This is a genomic window from Methylobacterium sp. 22177 (assembly GCF_052045615.1).
In the GTDB taxonomy this organism is placed as follows: Bacteria; Pseudomonadota; Alphaproteobacteria; order Rhizobiales; family Beijerinckiaceae; genus Methylobacterium; species Methylobacterium radiotolerans.
In genome coordinates this window covers 95828-117247 of sequence record NZ_JBQEPK010000002.1, presented here as the reverse complement: position 1 = coordinate 117247, position 21420 = coordinate 95828, and the positions used below count along the sequence as shown (strand labels likewise).

Below are 21420 nucleotides of genomic sequence, written 5' to 3'. Positions count from 1 at the left end.
GGCGTGGCGCATGGCGTCCGGCGGGCGGACGACGCCGCCCACGCCATCCGGCCTCAGACCGCGACGCGGCTCTGCTCGGCCTGGGCCGGGAGCGCGCCCCGCATCTCCGAGAAGGCCTCGCCCACCATCAGGAGTGCCGGACCGTCGAGGCCGGCCGCCTCGACCCGGTCGGCGAGGTCCGCGGCCGTGCCGCGCAGCGCCTGCTGGTTCGGGCGGGTGGCGTTGAACACCAGCAGCGCCGGCGTCGCGGGCGCCAGGCCCTCCGCCACGGCGCGTGCGAGCAGCGCCCGCAGGGTCCGCTTCGGCATGTAGACCACCGTGGTGACGCTCGGATCGGCGAGCGCGCCCCAGTTCAGATCGTCCGGCAGAGCGCCGCGGCGGTCGTGGCCGGTGACGAATTGCAGGCGGCGCGCGGCGTCGCGATGGGTCAGCGACAGGCCCAGGGACGCCGCCGCACCCTGCGCGGCCGAGACGCCCGGAACCACGGTCACCGGGATGCCGGCGGTCCGGCAGGCCTCGATCTCCTCGCCCGCCCGGCCGAAGACCAGCGGGTCGCCGGATTTCAGCCGCACCACCTGCTTGCCGGAGCGGGCGAGCTGCACCATCAGCGCGTTGATGTCGTCCTGGCGGCAGGACGGGCCGTGGCCGGTCTTGCCGACCAGCATGGTGCGGGCCTCGCGGCGGGCGTAGTCGAGGATCTCGGGGGCGACGAGGTCGTCGTAGAGGATGACGTCGGCGTTGCGCAGCGCCCGCAGCGCCTTCAGCGTGAGGAGCTCCGCGTCGCCGGGGCCGGCCCCGACCAGCGTCACGGCGCCGCCCTTCGGGGCGGTCTCGGTCTCGCCGAGCAGCTCGGCGAGATCCCGCTCCGACGGCGCCCGGTCGGGCTCCGCGAAGGCCCGGTCGGTGAAGCGCTCCCAGAAGAGGCGCCGGTCGGCGAAGCCGTGGAAGCGGGCGGTGACGCCGTCGCGCCAGTCGCGGGCGGCCGCGACCCAGCGGGCGAACCCGCGGGGCAGCATCGCCTCGATCCGGGCACGCACGGTCTGGCCGAAGACCGGGGCGGCGCCCTCGGTCGAGATGCCGACCACGAGCGGCGAGCGGTTGACGATGGCGCCGAACTTCACGTCGCAGAGGTGCGGCCGGTCCACCGCGTTGACGATGGCGCCGGCCCCGCGGGCGGCCGCCACGAAGGCGACGCACTCGGTTTCGTCCTCCATCGCGCCGATGCAGAAGGCCGCGCCCCAGAGGTCGTCCGGGCTCCAGGCGCGTTCGTGCAGCTCCACCCGCCCGTCGACGATCTCGCCCGGCACGGCGCGCAGCTCCTCGCCGGGCTCGGGCGCGTAGACGTCGACGTGGGCGCCGGCCGCGGCGAGGACCTTGACCTTCCAGGGGGCGCCGCCCGACGCGCCGGCGAGGACGACCCGCTTGCCGCGGAGGGGCACGAAGACGGGCAGCACCGCCAGCGGCTCCAGGCCGGCGGCCTTCGTCTCGCGGGGGGCGCGGGCTGCGCGCAGGGGGGTCTCGGTCACGGGCCTGTCCTGGATCGTCGCGAGCCGGCCACTCCCGTCCGCCCCCTCGCCCCGAGGAGCCGCGCAGCAGCCTCGAAGGAAGGCTCCAGGGATCGCGCGGCCGGCTGGAGGGCTCCTTCGAGGCCCGCGGACGCGGTCACCTCGGGATGAGGGGATCGGATGGGATCACCCGGTCCGTCCTTGCCGGTGAGTGTATCAGATAATCACGCGGCGCGGGCGGTCTGCCCGGCCAGCATCTTGCGGATCTCCGGTATGCAGGAGCCGCAGTTCGTGCCGGCCTTGCAGGCTGCGCCCACCGCCTCCACGGATGCGGCGCCCCCGGCAATGGTCGCGGCGATGACGTCGGCGCCGACGCCGTGGCAGGCGCAGACCACGGGGCCCGCCGAGGCGGTCGCCGCGCGGCCCGAGAGCAGCGCCCGTCGTTCGGCGGCGCCGGGCGCCTCGGCGGCGAACAGGGCCTTGGCGGCTTCCCAGTCCGGCCGTTCCCCGGCGGGCGCGTAGGCGAGGCAGGCGACGAGGCGGTCGCCGTCGTAGACCGCGCAGCGGTAGCGGTCGCGGGCGTGGTCGGCATATTCCGCCAGTTCGCAGCCCGACAGCGCCTCGCTCTGGATCAGCCCGCGGACCATCAGCGCCACCGCCCGGGAGCTGTCGGCGGTGGCGAATTGCGCGCCCCAGCCGCCGGTGATCGCGGCGCGCGCCCACCACCAGCCCTCGGGCATCGCCACCTGCCGGCGCGTCAGCAGGAAACCGCGGGCGCGGTAGCCGACGGAGGCGATGGCCGCCGGGGTCGCCTTGAGTTCGGGCTGACCGGAGACCGGGTCGGTCATGCCGCGCACCAGCGCGCCGACCCGGGCCCGCGACGCGAAGGCGCCGCCCCAGTGCATCGGCATGAACAGGCTGCCCGGCACCACCGTGTCGGTGACCGTCACTTCCAGCTCGGCCGCGCCGTGCGCGGTCGTCAGCCGGGCGATGTCGCCCTCCACCAGGCCGTGGGTCGCCGCGTCGTCCGGGTGGACCTCGACGAACGGGACGGCCCGGTGCGCCGAGAGGCGCTGGCTCTTCCCGGTGCGCGTCATCGTGTGCCAGTGGTCGCGGACCCGGCCGGTGTTGAGCATGAGCGGGAATGCCGTCGAGGCCGCGAGCGCGAGGGCCGGCGGCTGCACCGCGACGAAGCGGGCGCGCCGGTCGAAGGTGTAGAACCGGCCGTCGCCGAACAGACGAGCCTTGCCCTGGGTGGCACCCCGGAGGCCGGAGCGTTTCGGGATCGGCCACTGAACCGGCGGGGCCGCGTCGTAGGCGGCGTCGCTGATGTCGGTGAGCGCGCCGAGGTCGAAGTCGCGGGTGCCGTTGTTCTCGTAGGCCGAGAGCCCGGCATGCTCGCGGAAGATCGCCGCGGCGGAATCGAACGCGAAGGCCCGGCCGTGGCCGAGGCGGCGGCCGACCTCGGCCAGCGCCGCCCAGTCCGGCCGCGCCGCGCCCGGGCTCGTGAGGAAGCGGCGCTGGCGCGAGATCCGGCGCTCGGAATTGGTGACGGTGCCGTCCTTCTCGCCCCAGGCCTGGGCAGGCAGCAGCACTGTGGTCTTGCCGCGACCCAGGGCGGTGTCGGAATCCGCCACTGCCTCGGACACCACGTAGAGGTCGAGGCCGGCGAGCGACGCGCGGATCGCGTCGGCGCGCGGCATCGAGACCAGCGGGTTGGTGCCCATGACCCAGAGGGCCTTGATCTTGCCCCGGGCAATCGCATCGAAGAGCGCCACCGCCTTCATCCCCTCGCCGGTGATGATCCGCGGGGCGCCCCAGTAGCGGCGCACCCGGTCCACCTCCTCGGGGGTGAAGTGCATGTGGGCGGCCAGCATGTTGGCCAAGCCCCCGACCTCGCGCCCGCCCATGGCGTTCGGCTGGCCGGTCAGGGAGAAGGGCCCCATCCCGGTCTCGCCGATGCGGCCGGTGATGAGGTGGCAGTTGATGATGCTGTTGCCCTTGTCGGTCCCCTGAGCCGACTGGTTCACCCCCTGCGAGAAGGCCGTGACGACCCGGCGCGTGCCGGCGAACAGGGCGTAGAAGGTCGCGATGTCGGCCTCCGCCACCCCGGTGACGGCGGCGACCGCCGCGAGATCCGGCGCGATCTGGCGGGCGCGGTCGAGGGCGCCGTCGAGGCCGGCCGTGTGGGCATCGACGAAGGCGCGGTCGCGGAAGCCGTTGTCGGACAGGTAGACCAGCAGGCCCGCGAACAGGGCGGTGTCGGAGCCGGGCCGGATGCCGAGGAACAGGTCGGATTCCTGCGCGGTCTGGGTGCGGCGGGGATCGATGACCACGAACTTGGTGCCGCGGCGCTCCTTGGCGTCGGCCATGCGGCGGAACAGGATCGGGTGGCACCACGCGGTGTTGGAGCCGACCAGCACGATCAGGTCGGCCTCGTCGAGATCCTCGTAGCAGCCCGGCACCGTGTCGGAGCCGAAGGCCCGGCGGTGGGCCGCGACCGCGCTCGACATGCAGAGCCGCGAGTTGGTGTCCACGTGCGGCGTGCCGATGAAGCCCTTCGCGAGCTTGTTGGCGACGTAGTAATCCTCGGTGAGGAGCTGCCCCGACAGGTAGAAGGCGATCGCGTCCGGCCCGTGCTCCGCGGCGACCGCGCCGAGCTTCTTCGCGACGGTGTCGAGAGCGGCGTCCCAGGAGACCTGGGCGCCGTCGACCTGCGGGTGGAGCAGGCGGTTCTCCAGCGACAGGGTCTCGCCGAGCGCCGAGCCCTTCGAGCACAGGCGGCCGAAATTGGCCGGGTGCTCGGCGTCGCCCGCGATCGTGGCGCCGCCCTGGCCGTCCGGGGTCGCGAGCACGCCGCACCCGACCCCGCAATAGGGGCAGGTGGTCCGCACCGTCGGCGCCGCCACTGGCTGGGTCATGGCTGGATCCTCGAAGGGTCGTCCTGGGCGGGAGCAAGCGCCGCGCCGCATCGCCCTCCCCCGGCACAGGGGGGAGGGTTACCGGTGCTCAGTAGACGTCAGCCTGATACCGCCCGGCCTTCTTGAGCGCCGCGAGGTAGGCCACCGCGTCCTCGGGGCTCTTGCCGCCGAACTGCGCCGCCACGTCGATGATCGCCCGCTCGACGTCCTTGGCCATGCGCTTGGCGTCGCCGCAGACGTAGAAATGCGCGCCGCCCTCGAGCCACTTCCACAGCTCGGCGCCGTTCTCGCGCATCCGGTCCTGGACGTAGGTCTTCTCCGTGCCGTCGCGCGACCACGCCAGGGACAGGCGGGTGAGCACCTTGTCGTCCTTCAGGCTGTTCAGCTCGTCCTTGTAGAAGAAGTCGCTGGCCTGCCGCTGGTGGCCGTAGAACAGCCAGTTGCGGCCCGGCGCCCGCGTGGCGGCGCGCTCGCGCAGGAAGGCCCGGAACGGCGCGATGCCGGTGCCGGGACCGCACATGATCACGTCCTTCGCCAGGTCGGCCGGCAGGCCGAAGCCGTGCGCCTTCTGCAGATAGACCTTCACCTTGGTCTGCTCGGGCAGGCGCTCGCCGAGATGGGTCGAAGCGACGCCGAGCCGCAGCCGCGAGCGGTGATTGTAGCGCACCGCGTCCACCGTCAGCGACACCCGGCCGACATCCATCTTCGGCGAGGACGAGATCGAGTAGAGCCGCGGCTGGAGCTCGTCCAGGGCCTCGAGGAAGACCTCGGCGTCGGGCCGCGCGCCCGGGAACTTGTGGAGCGCGCCGAGCACGTCGAGATAGGCGGCGTCGCCGTCCGGATCCTCGCCGGAGGCGAGCGCCTGCGCCTTCTTGCGCGCCGCTCCGGAGGTGAGCAGCGACAGGAGCTGGTAGAGGTTGTCGGGCGCCGCGCCGAGCGCGTAGTTCATCAGCAGGTGCTCGCGCAGGGTCTTCTCGCCGATCACCCGCTCGGGCCGGGCGCCGAGCTCCGCGATCACGGCGTCCACCAGCGCCGGGGCGTTGGCGGGGAACAGGCCGAGGGAGTCGCCGACCTCGTACTGGATCGGCGTGCCGTCCAGGCCGATCTCGATGTGCCACGTCTCCTTCTCGCCGCCCGGATCGTTGAGGCGGCGGCGGGACAGGAACAGCGCCTCGACCGGGTTCTCGCGGCAGTAGCCGAGCGGGCCCAGATCGGCCGCCGCCTTCGGGGCGTCGTCGTCCGCCTTCGGGGCAGCCGGGGCGCCTCCGGCGGCGCCGAACTCCTCGTCGAGCTTCTTGAGCATGCGCAGGGTCTCTTTGCCGCCGGGCTGGCAAAGGTTCAGGCGCGCCTCGTTCTTCAGGAAGATCGCGTTGGCGTAGTCGGCGCAGTTGTAGCCGCACTGGCCGCAATCCTGCTGGGCCATGGCGGCCATCAGCTTCTGCGGCTCGGGCCGATCCTTGGCCATCTCCATCCGCTCGCCGATCGGCACGGAGGGGTCGTGCCAGGGGGCGTCGTCGTTGTCGGCGAGCTTCGGGCCGCTCGCGGGAGCATCGCCCGGCGCCAGCGCCGTGGCACCCGCGGCGGAGGGGCCGAGCAGGGCCGCGAAGTAGCCCGAGAGCCAGGCGCGCTGGTCCTCGTTGAAGGGCGCGGTCTCGGGGATCAGGACGAGGGGGGGCGAGACGTGCTGGGTCATGCGGCGGCCTTCAGGGCGGGCTGGTCCTCGGCGGCGTCGCGGAGCGCCTCCGCGCCGGTGCGGCTGGTGAAGGCCTGGAAGCTCTCCTCGGGGCCCTGGCGGAGGGCGAGGTAGGCGCGCAGCAGCGCCTCGACGCGGGCGGGCGCGTCCTCGGCCTTCACGGCCTTCCAGATCTCGGTGCCGATCTTCGGGTTCTCGGCGAAGCCGCCGCCGACCACGACGTCGTAGCCCTCGACGGTGTCGCCCTCCTCCGAGACCACGACCTTGGCGCCGATCAGCCCGATATCGCCGATGTAGTGCTGGGCGCAGCTGTGATGGCAGCCGGTGAGGTGGACGTTCACCGGCACGTCGAGGTTCGGCACGGCCTTCTCGACGTGGTCGGCGATGATCAGGGCGTGGCCCTTGGTGTCGGAGGCCGCGAACTTGCAGCCCCGCGCGCCCGTGCAGGCCACGAGGCCGGAGCGGATGCCCGCGGCCTTGGTGGTGAGGCCGAGCGCTTCCACGCGGGCTTCCACCTCGGCGACCTTCGCGTCCGGAACCCCGGAGACGATGAAGTTCTGCCAGACGGTGAGGCGGATCTGGCCGTCGCCGCACTCCGCCGCGACCTTCGCCAGCGCCCGGACCTGATCGCTGGTCATCTTGCCGACCGGCAGGACGACGCCGATCCAGTTGAGGCCGGGCTGCTTCTGGGCGTGGACGCCGACATGGGCGAAGCGGTCGGTGGGTTTGCGCGGGGCCACGTGCTCCGGCGCGACCCGGTCGAGCTTGCGGCCGAGCTTGTCCTCGACGGCGGCGAGGTACTTGTCGAAGCCCCAGGCGTCGAGGACGTACTTCATCCGGCTCTTGTTGCGGTTCGTCCGGTCGCCGTTCTCGATGAAGACGCGGATGATCGCGTCGGCGACGGCGTTGCAATCCTCCGGCTTCAGGACGATGCCGGTGTCGCGGGCGAGGTCGCGGTGGCCCGAGATGCCGCCGAGCACGAGGCGCATGTAGATGCCGGGCGGCACGGCGGCCCCGTCCAGCACCTCCACGGCCTGGAAGCCGATGTCGTTCGTCTCCTCCAGGGTCGGCATCACGCCGCTGCCGTCGAAGGCGACGTTGAACTTGCGCGGCAGGCCGTAGAGGGAGCGGTCGTTCAGGATCCAGTTGTGCCAGGACTTGGCGAGCGGGCGCGTGTCCAGAAGCTCCTGGCCGTCGATGCCGGCGGTCGAGGAGCCGGTGACGTTGCGGATGTTGTCGGCGCCCGCGCCCCGGGCCGTGAGGCCGATATCGGTGAGCCCGTCGAGGAAGGGCTGGGCGTGCTCGGGATCGATCTCCCGCACCTGCAGGTTCGCCCGGGTGGTCACGTGGACGTAGCCGCCGCCGTGCTGGTCGGCGAGGTCGGCGACGCCCGCGAACTGCCAGTGGTGCAGGATCCCGTTCGGGATCCGCAGCCGGCACATGTACGAGACCTGGTTCGGCGCGACCCAGAACATCCCGTGGTAGCGCCAGCGGAAATTGTCCTCGGGCTTCGGCTGCTTGCCGGCGGCGGCCTCCCGGATGAGGCGATTGTGGCCGTCGAACGGGTTCTCGGCGCGCTTCCACTTCTCCTGATCGCAGAGCTTGCCGCCGTCCCGGACGGTCCGGTCCTGCGCCTTGATGTGGATCGCGTCCGGGCCCGTGGGCTCGGCGGGCGGCGCGGCCGCCCCGGCCCCGCCCGGGGCGAGGCCGCCGGTCAGGCGGACGGCGGCGATGCCGGAGGCGAAGCCTTCGAGGTAGCGCTTCTGCTCGGCCTCGAACGCGCCCGCGGCGCTCTGGGTGGTGGTCTCGGACATCCGCGCCTCCTCAAGCAGCGAGCGGCTCGGGCGCGGGGCGCCCGAACATCAAGTCGTCCACGTTCTCGATCGGGGCGCCGGAGCGGATCAGGCCCTTGCAGGCGCCCTGCTCGGCGATGTCGCCGACGAACACCGCGCCGATCAGTCGGCCGTCGCGCACCAGCAGCTTGCGGTAGAGGCCGGCACCGGGGTCGGAGAGCACGATCGCCTCGGCATCGTCGGGCGTGTCCACGATCCCGGCCGAGAAGACCGGCAGGCCCGACACCTTCAGGCTCGTGGACAGGGCCGTGCCCCGGTACTCGGCCGCCTCGCCGGCGAGGTGGCGGGCGAGCGTGTCGGCGTGCTCGTAGGCGGGCTCGACCAGGCCGTAGATCTGGCCGCGGTGCTCGGCGCACTCGCCGAGCGCGAAGATGCGCGGGTCCGAGGTCGTCATCCGGTCGTCGACCGTGATCCCCCGGCCGATCGCCAGCCCCGCTTCCTGGGCCAGCGCCACCGAGGGGCGCACGCCCACCGACATCACCACGAGGTCGGCCGGGAGCGCGGTGCCGTCCGCCAGGATCAGGCGCTCGACCCGGGACGCGCCCTCGACGCGGGCGGTGTCGGCCTCGAGGATGACCCGCACGCCGCGCGCCTCCATGGCGCGCTTCACCAGCCCGGCGGCGTGGTGATCGAGCTGGCGCTCCATCAGCCGGTCCATGACGTGGAGCAGCGTGGTCTCGACCCCGAGGCGCGCGAGCCCGACCGCCGCCTCGAGGCCCAGGAGGCCGCCGCCGATGACGACGGCCCGGGCGTGCCGGACGGCCGCCGCGCGGATCGCCGCCACGTCGGCGAGGTCGCGGAAGGTGATGACGCCCGGAAGGTCCATGCCGGGCTTGGGCAGGCGGATCGGCAGGGAGCCGACCGCGAGGACCAGCCTGTCGAAGGGCACGACGTGGGTCTCGCCCACGATGACGAGCCCGTTCTCCCGATCGATCTGCGTCACGGGCGCGCCGGTGATCAGGCGGATGCCGTGATCCGCGTACCAGTCGAGGCCCCGGAAGGCGCAGGCCGCCTCGTCGACCTCGCCGCCGAGCAGCGAGGAGAGCAGGACCCGGTTGTAGGCGGCCGTGGGCTCGGCCCCGATGCAGGTGATGTCGTAGCGGCCGGGCGCGGCCTCGGTCAGCCGCTCCAGGAAGCGCAGCGAGGCCATGCCGTTGCCGACGACGACCAGCCTCTCGCGCGGCGGGCCGTTCCCGGCGCGCGCGTCGTGTCCGCGTGTGTCCTTAGGGGATGTCGCCATCGCTCGATCGCGTCTGGAACCTCGATTGCAGGGTCGTTGGCGGACCGCCCACGAAAAAGCCGCTGCCGGTCATCTCCCGGCAGGCTTCAGCCTCAGGGAGAACCGGATCAGCGGCCTCGCTGACGGCGCTGTCCGTCGCCGTTGACGGACGCGGGGGGTCTAGCAGGTTCCGTGCCAGACGGCGGCCGGCCCGCGAGGGGCGCGCGGATTGTCAGGACCGGCGGCGCGCTCGGTGCTCGGCGGCGGGTCGGAGCGGCGGCTGCGGCACTGCACAAAAACTGTGCGACCCGTCGCGAAAGCGATCAGGCGCGGACCGGACTGCCGGTCGGGATTGTGGACGGTCGCGCGCGTGCGGAACGCGCGAGGTCGAAGGGGTCACGCGCACGGTCGATCGTGCCGTCGGCGCGCGGGGTGTGGCCGGCAGCGCCGCGCGCGTGGACGCTCTGTGCGGATCTGGTCAGGTCGCACGACCATGCCGCCGCGCGAAGCTCCCATGTTCGCGAGACGGAGCCACAGCTTCGCAATACAGGTGATCTGCGGGTGCCTGGCCGGCGATCCGTTACAGGAGCGTCGACAGCATCGCCAGAAGGCCGAGCGTCGGCATCGCGCCGGCGGCCAGGACCCAGTACCACGCGTGGTGCGCGCCGGCCCGACGGTTGTCATTGCAGGCGCGGGGCACTCGGCCGCCCCGGGTCACGTAGCGTCGAAGCTCGACCCGCCCGCGCGGATGCGAGATCAACGATCCAGTTTCGAGTTTGCGGCATCCAGGCATGGCGGAAGCACAACGGGCGAGCCTGCCCGACGTTCCGCCACTGTTCGCACCGATACCGCGGGTCGGTGACGAACTGCGGGAAGTGTCGCCGCCCTCAGGAATCCGCGACCGCCGCCCTGTAAAGATCCGGCCTGTAGACCGTCGCGATCGCCGCCGCGATGTCGAGATCCGCGGGGAGCTGCCGCGCCGCGCGCATCTGCTCCAGCAGCCACCGGGCCTGCGCGGCGCGCGGCTCCTCGACCGCCGCGCCGAAGCGGATGCGCGGGCCCGGCTCGGCGGACGCGTCCGGATCGCCGGCGAAGGCCCGCCCGACCAGGGCGGGATCGAGGTCGAGGTAGGTCCGGCGGGCGAGGCGATGGATCAGTTCGGCCCGGTTCTCCGGATCGGCGCACCAGCGTCCGGCCCGGGCGACCGCCCGCACCAGCGGCAGGATCGCGCCGTCGAGCCGCGCGGAGACGGCCAGCACTTTCTCGGTCGCGTTCGGCGCCAGGGCGCTGCCGTGGACCGCGATCCGCCCGTGGCCGGCCGCGGCCGCCACGTCGTTCCAGGGCGCGCCGGCGCAGAACCCGTCCACCAGGCCGCGCGCCAGCGCCTCCACGCAATGCTGCGGCGGGACCACGACCGTGCGGAAAGCCGCCGCGTCGAGGCCGCCGGCCTCGGCGAACAGCCGCAATTGGTAGCTGTGGCACGAGAAGGGGTGCACCGTGCCGAGCGTCAGGGGGCTGCCGGCGCGGAGCCGCGCCTGCGCCACGCCCGCGAAGGCGCGGGCGACGTCCGCCAGGGCCTCGCCGTCCGGGTCCATCGCCGCCCAGAGGGTGCGGGACAGCGTGACGGCGTTGCCGTCGGTGCTGAGCTGGAGCGGCACGATCAGGTCGGAGGGCGGCCCCGACAGGGCGAGCCGGCTCGCCAGCGCCAGCGGCGCCAGCATGTGCGCGCCGTCGAGATGGCCCAGCGCCAGCCGGTCGCGCAGCGTCGCCCAGGAGGGCTCGGCGGTGAGGTCGAGGTCGAGCCCCTCGGCCCGGGCGAAGCCCAGTTCGTGGGCCGCGATCAGCGGGGCTGCATCGCAGAGCGGAACGTAGCCGAGCTGGAGCCTCATCCGAGCAGGTCCGCGGTGGTGACGATCGCCCGGGCGATGTCGGCGATCTTGCGCTTCTCGTTCATGGCCTTGCGGCGCAGCTGCTTGTACGCCTCGTCCTCGGACAGGCCCTTCATGGTCATCAAGATGCCCTTCGCCCGCTCGATCAGCTTGCGATCGGCGAGTTCGCTCCGCGCCTCCGTCAGTTCGCGCTGGAGGCGCGCGAAGGCGTTGAAGCGCAGGATCGCGATGTCGAGGATCGACTTGATCCGTTCCGCCCGCAGGCCGTCCACAACGTAGGCGGAGATCCCGGCATCGACGGCGGCCTGCATCATGGTCGAGTCCGAGCGGTCGACGAACATCGCCACCGGCCGCTCGACCTGCCGGGAGACGCCCGACATCTGCTCCAGGATGTCCCGGCTCGGGCTCTCCAGATGGATCACCACCACGTCGGGCTTGAGGGCGGCGACGCGCTCCATGAGGTCGGCGGTGTCGGGAATCACGACCACGCGCCCGATCCCGGCGGCGCGCAGGCCCTCTTCCAGGATCGCCGCGCGGGCGCGGCTCGGGTCGATCACGGCGACGGTGAGATTGGTCTCAGTCATCTTGGCCCGGTACGGGGCGGGTCTTCTTCTGGAGGCCGGCCCGGCGCGGGCCACCGGACGCTAAGCAAGGCCCGTGCCCGCGGCGCGCCCGTCGGCGGACGTTTCCGCGGTATCCCGTCCCGCGGCAGCAGTAACCGCCGCGCAAAGAAATGGTCCAGCTTCCGCCGCAATGCTGACCGCACTCTGCAGACCTCGCGGCGGTCATGGAGATCGGTGATTCGGATGCGCAGGCCAGATCAGCCCGCCCTGACGGACGCCGCCCACGGCCGCGTGTCCATGCCCTTCCTGCCGACGCTGGCCGTCGTGGCGGTCCTGGGCGTGGCCTCGCTGTACTGCCCGAGCTCGAAACCGGTACAGCCCGGCGCCCGGGCCGAGGCGGGCGTGTCCGCCGCTCCCGGACCCACGGATTTCGCGCCGATGGCCGCCATCGCGGCGCCGGGCCGACCGCCCGCCGTGATCGCGTTCGCCGAGCAGTACCCGCTCGACGCCGTGATCGCGCGGACGGGGTCCCTGCCCGCCCGTCCGGCCGTGGCCGCCCGCGCGACCTCCCACGTCGCGGCCGCGGGCCGGCGCGCCTGCCCGGGCCGGCGCTGCCCCGAGGCGCCGCGCAGCAACCCCGATCCCATGGCGCCCGCGCGCGCGGCGGCCGCCGATGAGGCCGAGGACACCCTGCTCCCGTCGCAGGCCCTGCCCTTCGCGGCCTCGGTGGTGGAGACCCTGGTTCCGGCCGCTCGGGCCGTCGGTGATGCGGCGACTCTCGTGCGCAGCGGCGCGAAGGCGGTCCAGGGCACGGTGGCCCTGGCCGTGGCGGACTGCCTGCGCTGACCGCACCCGGCGGCGGGCGTCCGAACCTCTGGATCTCGTGACCGGACGTCCTAGGTGCGTCGCAGCGGACGGACCGGACTGCCGGCCGCGGACCGGAGCCGGGGCCGGATGGCTGCACGCATCGAGGATTACGCGCTCGTCGGGGATTGCCGCAGCGCCGCGCTGATCAGCCGGCAGGGCAGCGTGGACTGGTTGTGCTGGCCGCGCTTCGACGCGGCCGCCCTGTTCACCAGCCTCCTGGGAACCGAGGCGCACGGTTTCTGGAAGATCTTCCCCGAGGCCGAGAATGTCGAGACCCGCTGGTCCTACAGGCCGGGCAGCCTCGTGCTGGAGACCCGCCACACCACGCGCCAGGGCGAGGTCCTGGTCACGGATTTCATGCCGGTCGGCGACGGGGCCCATCTGGTGCGGCTCGTGGAGGGCGTGCACGGGCGCGTCGCCATGCGGATGGAGATGGCGGTCCGCTTCGATTACGGCTCGGCCGTGCCCTGGGTCTCCCGCTCGGAGCTGGGCGACCTGCGCGCCGTCTCGGGCCCCCACAAGGTCGTGCTGCGCACCGACGTCCATCTCAAGGGATCCGACGCGCAGACGACGGTGTCCGAGTTCACCGTCCATGCCGGCGAGAAGCACCGGTTCGTCCTGAGCTACGGCCCCTCGCACGAGGACGATCCGCCCCCGATCGAGCCGCGCAAGGTCCTCGGGGCCACGGACCAGCACTGGCGCGAATGGTCGTCGCGCTGCACCGGCGGCACGCGATGGGACCGGATGCTCCAGCGCTCGCTGCTGACCCTCAAGGCCCTGATCTACGAACCCACCGGCGGCATCGTGGCGGCGCCCACGGCCTCCCTGCCGGAGGGGCTCGGCGGGATCCGGAACTGGGATTACCGCTTCTGCTGGCTGCGCGACTCGACCCTGACGCTGATCGCCCTGATGGACGGGGGCTACATCGACGAGGCGCGCGACTGGCTGGGCTGGCTGCTGCGGGCCGTGGCGGGCAATCCCGAGCAGGCGCACATCCTCTACGGCATCGCCGGCGAGCGGCTGCTGCCCGAGATCGAGCTCGACTGGCTGCCCGGCTACGAGAACTCGCGGCCGGTCCGGATCGGCAACGCCGCAGCCAGCCAGTTCCAGCTCGACGTCTACGGCGAGCTGTTCGACGCGCTCTATCAGGCCCATGCCCGCGGCCTGCCGGTCAGCAAGGACGGGATACGGGTCGGCCTCGCGATCCTGAACCACCTGGAGAAGGCGTGGCGCGAGCCCGACGAGGGGATCTGGGAGGTGCGCGGCGGCCGTCGCCACTTCACCCACTCGAAGGTGATGGCCTGGGTGGCGTTCGACCGGGCCCTGCGCATGCACGAGATGCACGAGAACGGCGCCACCGACGCGCAGGCCGCGCGCTGGCGCGCGATCAAGGACGAGATCCACGCCGAGGTCTGCGCGAAGGGCTTCGACCCCGCCCTCAACAGCTTCGTGCAGTCCTACGGCGCGAAGGCGCTGGACGCGAGCCTACTGCTCATCGCCCATACCGGCTTCCTCCCGCAGCACGATCCCCGGGTGGTCGGCACCGTGGAGGCGATCGGCAAGGGGCTGATGCGGGACGGCTTCATCCTCCGCTACGAGACCGAGGGTCAGACCACCGACGGGCTGACAGGGACCGAGGGGGCTTTCCTCCCCTGCACCTTCTGGTACGTCGACAACCTCATCGGCCTGGGGCGGCGCGACGAGGCCGGGGCGCTGATCGAGCGCCTGATCGGCATCTGCACCGATCTCGGACTCGTCAGCGAGGAATACGACGTGCAAGCCAAGCGTCTTGTGGGTAACTTCCCTCAGGCGTTCACCCACGTCGCCCTCGTCAACACGCTCCTCAGCTATACGCGCGGCGAAGGGCCGGCGGATCGGCAGGGTGGTAAGGCCAACGGAGCTCCTCCCGCCGTCCTACGGCAGCGCGAAGCCGCGAAGCGGACCGCGCGAGGCGAACTGGAAGACGCGACATCATGAGCGGTGCTGACACTCCCGCCAAGGCGGCCCTCGCTGAGATCGATACGCTCAGCATCAACACGATCCGGACGCTCGCGATCGACGCGGTGCAGAAGGCCAATTCCGGCCATGCCGGCGCGCCCATGGCGCTGGCGCCGGTCGCCTACACCCTGTGGAACCGCTACCTGCGCTACGACCCGGCGCATCCGCACTGGCCCAACCGCGACCGGTTCGTGCTGTCCTGCGGCCACGCCTCGATGCTGCTCTACGGGCTCCTGCACCTCGCGGGCGTCGCCGAGAGCGACGGCGGCAACGCCCCGGCGGTGTCGCTGGAGGACATCAAGAAGTTCCGCCAGCTCGACAGCCGGACCCCGGGCCACCCGGAATACCACTTCACCACCGGCGTCGAGACCACCACGGGCCCGCTCGGCCAGGGCGTCGCCAACTCGGTCGGCATGGCCATGGGCAGCCGCTTCCTCGGCCAGCACCTGAACCGGCCGAACCTGCCGCTGTTCGACTACAACGTCTACGCCGTCTGCTCGGACGGCGACCTCATGGAGGGCGTCGCCTCGGAGGCCGCCTCGCTGGCCGGCCACCTGCGGCTCGCCAACCTCTGCTGGATCTACGACGACAACACCATCACCATCGAGGGCCACACGGAGCTGGCCTTCGGCGAGGAGGTCGCGACCCGCTTCCTGGCCTACGGCTGGCAGGTGCTGCGCGTCGCCGACGCCAACGACGTGCACGCGCTGGCGGGCTCGATCGAGACGTTCCTCGCGACCAACGACCGGCCGACGCTGATCATCGTCAAGTCGGTGATCGGCTACGGCGCGCCCAAGAAGCAGGGGACCTCGAAGGCCCACTCGGACGCGCTCGGCGAGGACGAGGTGAAGGGTGCCAAGCGCGCCTACGGCTGGCCGGAGGACGCCCAGTTCCTCGTGCCGGACGGCGTGCAGGAGAACTTCCGCGATGGGATCGGCAAGCGCGGCGCCGGCCTCTACGACGCGTGGCAGGGCCTGCTCGCCAAGGCGAAGGAGGCCGATGCCGCCCACGCCGAGGACCTGAACGCCTTCCTGGAGGGCCGCCTGCCGGAGGGCTGGGACAAGGACATCCCGGTCTTCGAGCCGGACGCCAAGGGCCTCGCCACCCGCGAATCCTCCGGGAAGGTGCTGAACGCCATCGCCCAGCACGTGCCGTTCCTGCTCGGCGGCTCGGCGGACCTGGCGCCGTCCAACAAGTCCAACCTGACCTTCGAGGGCGCGGGCTCGTTCGGCCCGTTCTCGCCGGGCGGCCGCAACCTGCATTTTGGCGTCCGCGAGCACGCCATGGGCTCGATCGTGAACGGGCTCGGCCTCTCCGGGCTGCGGGCCTACGGCGCGACCTTCCTGGTCTTCGCCGACTACATGCGCCCGCCGATCCGGCTGGCCTCGCTCATGGAGCTGCCGGTCTTCCACATCTTCACCCACGACTCGATCGGCGTGGGCGAGGACGGGCCGACCCACCAGCCGGTGGAGCAGCTCCTGTCGCTGCGCTGCATCCCCGGCCTCGTCACCCTGCGCCCGGCCGACGCCAACGAGGTCGCCGAGGCCTACCGGGTGATCTTCACGCTCCGGAACCAGCCGGCCGTGCTCGCGCTGTCGCGCCAGCCGCTGCCCACGCTCGACCGTACGAAGTACGGCGCGGCCTCGGGCACCGCCAAGGGCGGCTACGTGCTCGCCGACTGCGACGGCACGCCCGACGTGATCCTGCTCGCCTCGGGTTCCGAGGTGCAGCTCTGCGTCGGCGCCTACGAGGCGCTGAACGCCGAGGGCGTGAAGGCCCGGGTCGTGTCGATGCCGTCCTGGGACCTGTTCGAGCGGCAGGACCGAGCCTACCGCGACGCGGTGCTGCCCCCCGCCGTCAAGGCGCGGGTCGCCGTCGAGCAGGGCAGCGTCATCGGCTGGGACCGCTACGCCGGCTCCGAGGGCGCGGTGATCGGCATGCACACCTTCGGCGCCTCGGCGCCGATCAAGGATCTCCAGACCAAGTTCGGCTTTACCCCCGAGAAGGTCCTGGACGCCGCGAAGGCGCAGGTGGCCAAGCATAAGAAGTAGCCCGGGGGGCTGCTCTCCCGCCCGGTCCGGGCGGGAGAGCGCGTTCGGGCGCGAGTACGCGGTACGCGAGACGAGGAATCGACATGAACGCGCTCAAGGCCCTGCACGACGAACAGGATCAGGCGGTCTGGCTCGACTTCGTGGCCCGCGGCTTCATCGCGAAGGGCGAGCTGAAGCAGCTCGTGGAGCGCGACGGCCTGCGGGGCGTCACCTCCAACCCGTCGATCTTCGAGAAGGCGATCGGCCACTCGGACGAGTACGACGACAGCCTCAAGGCGGTGCAGGCGACCGGCGACAGCCGCGTCATCGACCTCTACGAGGGGCTCGCCATCGCCGACATCCAGGCGGCCGCCGACGTGCTCCGCCCGGTCTACGAGGCGAGCGACGGCGCGGACGGCTACGTCAGCCTGGAGGTCTCGCCCTACCTCGCCCTCGACACCGAGGAGACGTTGGCCGAGGCGCGGCGCCTGCACAAGGCGGTGTCCCGCGACAACCTGATGGTCAAGGTCCCGGCGACACCGCAGGGCATCCCGGCGATCCGGCAGCTGACCAGCGAGGGCATCTCGATCAACGTCACCCTGCTGTTCTCGCAGGAGGCCTACGAGGCCGTGGCGCGCGCGTTCATCGACGGGCTGGACGAGCGTGCGAAGGCCGGCCACGACGTCTCGCGCATCGCCAGCGTGGCGAGCTTCTTCATCAGCCGCATCGACGTGCTGGTCGACAAGCTGCTGGACGAGAAGATCGCGGAGGCCAACGACCCCGACGAGAAGATCGCCCTGGAGCAGCTCAAGGGGAAGGTGGCGATCGCCAACGCCAAGCTCGCCTATCAGCGCTACAAGCGCATCTTCGCCGAATCCAAGTGGACGGCGCTCGCCGAGAAGGGCGCCAAGGCGCAGCGGCTGCTCTGGGCCTCCACGGGTGTGAAGAACAAGGCCTATTCCGACGTCCTCTACGTCGAGGAGCTGATCGGCCCGAACACCGTCAACACCATGCCGCCCGCCACCATGGACGCGTTCCGCGACCACGGCGTGGTGCGGGCGACGATCGAGGAGGACGTGCCGGGCGCCGAGGCCGTGATGGCCAAGCTCGCGCGGACCGGCATCGACATCGAGACGATCGCCGAGCAGCTGGTTCGCGAGGGCGTGCAGCTCTTCATCGACGCCGCCGACAACCTGCTGGGCGCCGTCGCCGGCAAGCGCGCCGCGCTGCTGGGGCACCGGCTCGACGGCCAGAGCCTCGCCATGGACGACACCCTGGCGGCCGAGGCGAAGAAGGCTGTCGAGTCCTGGCGCGCCAGCGGGTCGATCCGCCGGCTCTGGGCGGGCGACGCCTCGGTCTGGTCCGGCCACGACGAGGCGAACTGGCTCGGCTGGCTGCACATCGTCGAGGAGGAGCTGGAGAAGGCCGCCGACTACGCCGCCTTCTCCGAGTGGGTGAAGGCGCAGGGCTTCACCGACGCCGTCGTGCTCGGCATGGGCGGGTCGAGCCTCGGCCCGGAGGTCCTGAGCCTGACCTACGGCCAGCGCGAGGGCTTCCCCAAGCTCCAGATCCTCGACTCGACCCACCCGGATCAGGTGCGCGCCCTCGAGGCGAGCATCGACCTGGGCAGGACCCTGTTCATCGTCGCCTCCAAGTCCGGCTCGACGCTGGAGCCGAACGTCTTCCGCGACTACTTCCTGGCCCGCGCCAAGGACGTGCTCGGCGACCGGGCCGGCGACCATTTCGTGGCCGTGACCGATCCCGGCTCCGACATGGAGCGCGCCGCGCAGAGCGATAAGTTCAAGAAGATCTTCTACGGCGTGAAGCAGATCGGCGGGCGCTACTCGGTGCTCTCGGCCTTCGGCCTCGTGCCGGCCGCCGCCATGGGCCTCGACGTGAAGGCGCTCCTCGAGACCGCCCGCATCATGGTCCGCTCCTGCGGCCCGGCCGTGCCGCCGGCCGTGAATCCGGGCGTCCTGCTGGGCACGGCCATCGGCGCTGCGGCGCTCGCCGGCCGCGACAAGGTGACGATCGTCGCCTCCCCGGCGATCGCGAGCTTCGGCGCCTGGGCCGAGCAGCTGATCGCGGAATCGACCGGCAAGCAGGGCAAGGGCCTCGTGCCGGTGGACGGCGAGCCGGTCGGCGTTCCGGCGGTCTACGGCCACGACCGGTTCTTCGTCTACCTCCGCCTCGACGGCAACGCCGAGGCCTCGCAGGACGAGGCCCTGCGCGCCCTGGAGCGGGACGGCCACCCGATCGCCCGCATCACCCTCGACTCGATCGAGCAGCTGCCGCAGGAATTCTACCGCCTGGAGATGGCGACCGCGGTGGCCGGCGCGGTGATCGGGATCAACCCGTTCGACCAGCCCGACGTCGAGGCCAGCAAGGTCGAGACCAAGAAGCTGTTCGCCGAGGCCGAGGCGAAGGGCGCCCTCCCCGCCGAGACGCCGCTCTTCTCCGACGACGCGATCGCGCTCTACGCCGATCCGCGCAATGCCGAGGGTCTGCCGCAGGCGACCGACGGCCTGGAGGCCGCGCTCAAGGCGCAGGTCGTGCGGCTCAAGGACGGCGATTACCTCGGCCTGCTCGCCTACGTGCCGCGCGATGCCGAGGCCGCCGGCATCCTCCAGGAGGCGCGGATCGCCGTGCGCGACGCCCGCAAGGTGGCGACCTGCCTCGAGTTCGGGCCGCGGTTCCTGCACTCCACCGGCCAAGCCTACAAGGGCGGCCCGGATACCGGCGTGTTCCTGCAGATCACCGCGGATCCGTCGCAGGATCTCCCGATCCCGGGCCGGTCCCTCGGCTTCGCCACGGTGGTGGCCGCGCAGGCACGGGGCGATTTCGCCGTGCTAGCCGAGCGCGGCCGGCGGGCGCTGCGGGTCCACATCAAGGGCGACCTCGAGGCCGGGCTGAAGCGCGTCGCGGCCGCCCTCAAGGCCGCGGTGGCGTAGGCGCACCTTTCCCCCTCCCCGGTTTCAGGGAGGGGAGACTCTGAGGAGATCGGCAATGCAACTCGGCATGATCGGCCTCGGCCGGATGGGCGGCAACATCGTCCGGCGCCTCCTGCGCGACGGGCACACCGCCGTGGTGTTCGACCAGAACCCGGCGGCCGTCGCCGCCCTGGTCGAGGCCGGCGCGGTCGGCGCGTCGAGCCTGGAGGACCTGGTCTCCAAGCTGGAGGTGCCGCGCGCGGCCTGGGTGATGCTGCCGGCCGGGGCGATCACCGAGCAGACCGTCCAGGCGCTCTCGGGGCTGATGCAGGCGGACGACTGCATCATCGACGGCGGCAACTCGTTCTACGGCGACGATGTCCGCCGCGGGGCCGCCCTGAAGGAGAAGGGCCTGCACTACGTGGATGTCGGCACCTCGGGCGGCGTCTGGGGCCTGGAGCGCGGCTACTGCATGATGATCGGCGGGGACAAGGAAGCCGTCGACCGCCTCGACCCGATCTTCAAGACCCTGGCGCCCGGCGTCGGTGACATCCCGAAGACGCCGAACCGCGAGGGGCGCGACCCCCGCGCCGAGCAGGGCTACATCCACGCGGGTCCGACCGGCGCCGGCCACTTCGTGAAGATGGTCCATAACGGCATCGAGTACGGCCTGATGCAGGCCTACGCGGAGGGTTTCGACATCCTCCGCCATGCGAATTCCGCGGACCTGCCGGCCGAGCGCCGCTTCGATCTCAACATGGGCGACATCGCCGAGGTCTGGCGCCGCGGCAGCGTCGTCTCGTCCTGGCTCCTCGACCTGACCGCCCAGGCGCTCGCGGGCGACGAGCAGCTCACCGACTTCTCCGGCTACGTCGAGGATTCGGGCGAGGGCCGCTGGACCATCAACGCCGCCGTCGAGGAGGGCGTCCCCGCGACGGTGCTCTCGGCCGCCCTCTACCGCCGCTTCCGCTCCCGCGAGCACGCGAGCTACGCCGACAAGCTGCTCTCGGCGATGCGCAAGGGCTTCGGCGGTCACCAGGAGCCGAAGGGCTGAGCGGGACGCCCGCGGACCGCCCCGTCCGACCCCCGAAGCCGCAGGGCCCGAACCCATGAGCCTTCCCGTCGGAACGCACGTCCTGAAGGATCCGGAGGCGGTCGCCCGCGAGGCGGCCGAGCGGATCATCGTGGCCTGCGGCGAGACTCGGTCCGAGCGGATCGCGCTCTGCCTCTCGGGCGGCTCGACCCCCAAGGTGCTGTACGGCCTGCTCGCCGGGCCGGATTACGCGGCCCGGGTGCCGTGGGAGCGGATCCACTGGTTCTTCGGGGACGACCGCGCGGTGCCGTGGGACGACCCGCGCAGCAATGTCCGGATGGTCCGGGAAGCGTTCGGCCGCGGATCCCGGATCCCGCCGACGCATCTCCACTTCATCCCCTCGGACGCGGGCCCCGAGGCGGGCGCCCGCGCCTACGAGCGGACGCTCCTCGACTTCTACGGCGCCGACAGCCTCGATCCGGCCCGCCCGCTGTTCGATCTCGTGCTGCTCGGCCTGGGCGAGGACGGCCACACCGCCTCGCTGTTTCCCGGCAAGCCCGCCGTCGACGAGACCCGGCGGCTCGTCGTCGCCGTGCCGGAGGCCGGCCTGGAGCCGTTCGTCCCCCGGATCAGCCTGACGTTGCCGGCGCTCGCGTCTTCCCGGCACGTGCTGTTCCTCGTCACCGGTGCCGGCAAGCGGACCCCGCTGGCCCGGCTCGCCGCGGGCGAGGCGCTGCCCGCCGGCCGCGTGACCAGCACCGGCGCCGTGGCGTGGTTGCTGGACGAGGCCGCGGCCGGCTGAGGCCGGCTGCCGCTCCCGCGTCGTCCGGGTGGACGCGCCGGCGTCGGGCTCGCGGGGTTCTCCGCCCTCGCGCAACGCGGTTTCTCGCGGCCGCGCTTTCGCGCAATGACTTTGCCG

The 21420-nt window shown here is 72.2% G+C and carries 14 protein-coding genes; 6 read left to right on the top strand and 8 right to left on the bottom strand.

Annotation, left to right across the window (positions count from 1 at the left end; all coding sequences use genetic code 11):
• Positions 1-53: 53 nt before the first annotated feature.
• The 8 genes from cysG to ACTJK8_RS02840 all read right to left on the bottom strand — a co-directional run bounded on the left by cysG (position 54) and on the right by ACTJK8_RS02840 (position 11664).
• Complete coding sequence (cysG, locus tag ACTJK8_RS02875) at positions 54-1526, bottom strand: siroheme synthase CysG (protein WP_440761492.1); 1473 nt, start codon at positions 1524-1526, stop codon at positions 54-56.
• 203 nt (positions 1527-1729) lie between these two features.
• Positions 1730-4426 carry a nitrate reductase gene (locus tag ACTJK8_RS02870; protein WP_024830051.1) on the bottom strand — a complete coding sequence of 899 codons (2697 nt, stop codon included), beginning with the start codon at positions 4424-4426 and terminating at the stop codon, positions 1730-1732.
• Positions 4427-4514: 88 nt separating this feature from the next.
• A complete protein-coding gene (locus ACTJK8_RS02865; protein ID WP_043073722.1) occupies positions 4515-6119 on the bottom strand; it encodes a sulfite reductase subunit alpha in 1605 nt (534 codons plus the stop codon).
• Positions 6116-7933: a NirA family protein gene (locus ACTJK8_RS02860; RefSeq protein ID WP_440761491.1), complete on the bottom strand. Its 1818-nt coding sequence runs from the start codon at positions 7931-7933 to the stop codon at positions 6116-6118. The genes ACTJK8_RS02865 and ACTJK8_RS02860 overlap by 4 nt, the downstream gene beginning before the upstream one ends.
• 10 nt (positions 7934-7943) lie before the next feature.
• Positions 7944-9212, bottom strand: a complete 1269-nt coding sequence (locus ACTJK8_RS02855; RefSeq protein ID WP_024830048.1) for an NAD(P)/FAD-dependent oxidoreductase — start codon at positions 9210-9212, stop codon at positions 7944-7946.
• Positions 9213-9771: 559 nt separating this feature from the next.
• Positions 9772-9951 carry a hypothetical protein gene (locus ACTJK8_RS02850; protein ID WP_024830047.1) on the bottom strand — a complete coding sequence of 60 codons (180 nt, stop codon included), beginning with the start codon at positions 9949-9951 and terminating at the stop codon, positions 9772-9774.
• A gap of 127 nt (positions 9952-10078) precedes the next feature.
• Positions 10079-11080, bottom strand: a complete 1002-nt coding sequence (locus ACTJK8_RS02845) for a CmpA/NrtA family ABC transporter substrate-binding protein (protein WP_024830046.1) — start codon at positions 11078-11080, stop codon at positions 10079-10081.
• Positions 11077-11664 (bottom strand): ANTAR domain-containing response regulator, encoded by a 588-nt coding sequence (locus tag ACTJK8_RS02840; RefSeq protein ID WP_012319270.1) that lies wholly within the window; start codon positions 11662-11664, stop codon positions 11077-11079. Before ACTJK8_RS02840 ends, ACTJK8_RS02845 begins: the two co-directional genes overlap by 4 nt.
• 222 nt (positions 11665-11886) lie before the next feature.
• Here ACTJK8_RS02840 and ACTJK8_RS02835 point away from each other — a divergent pair, with 222 nt between their 5' ends.
• From ACTJK8_RS02835 to pgl, 6 genes are all read left to right on the top strand, one after another.
• The gene (locus tag ACTJK8_RS02835; protein WP_012319271.1) at positions 11887-12489 is read left to right on the top strand and encodes a hypothetical protein; all 603 of its coding nucleotides are present in this window, start codon (positions 11887-11889) and stop codon (positions 12487-12489) included.
• Between the two features lie 108 nt (positions 12490-12597).
• On the top strand, positions 12598-14487 hold the full coding sequence (locus tag ACTJK8_RS02830) for a glycoside hydrolase family 15 protein (protein ID WP_440761490.1): 1890 nt from the start codon (positions 12598-12600) through the stop codon (positions 14485-14487).
• Positions 14484-16559 carry a transketolase gene (gene tkt / locus ACTJK8_RS02825; RefSeq protein WP_440761489.1) on the top strand — a complete coding sequence of 692 codons (2076 nt, stop codon included), beginning with the start codon at positions 14484-14486 and terminating at the stop codon, positions 16557-16559. Before ACTJK8_RS02830 ends, tkt begins: the two co-directional genes overlap by 4 nt.
• 83 nt (positions 16560-16642) lie before the next feature.
• Positions 16643-19489: a bifunctional transaldolase/phosoglucose isomerase gene (locus ACTJK8_RS02820; protein WP_058606966.1), complete on the top strand. Its 2847-nt coding sequence runs from the start codon at positions 16643-16645 to the stop codon at positions 19487-19489.
• A gap of 55 nt (positions 19490-19544) precedes the next feature.
• Positions 19545-20522 carry a phosphogluconate dehydrogenase (NAD(+)-dependent, decarboxylating) gene (gnd, locus tag ACTJK8_RS02815; RefSeq protein ID WP_012319275.1) on the top strand — a complete coding sequence of 326 codons (978 nt, stop codon included), beginning with the start codon at positions 19545-19547 and terminating at the stop codon, positions 20520-20522.
• 55 nt (positions 20523-20577) lie between these two features.
• Complete coding sequence (gene pgl, locus ACTJK8_RS02810; protein WP_012319276.1) at positions 20578-21303, top strand: 6-phosphogluconolactonase; 726 nt, start codon at positions 20578-20580, stop codon at positions 21301-21303.
• Positions 21304-21420: the final 117 nt, after the last annotated feature.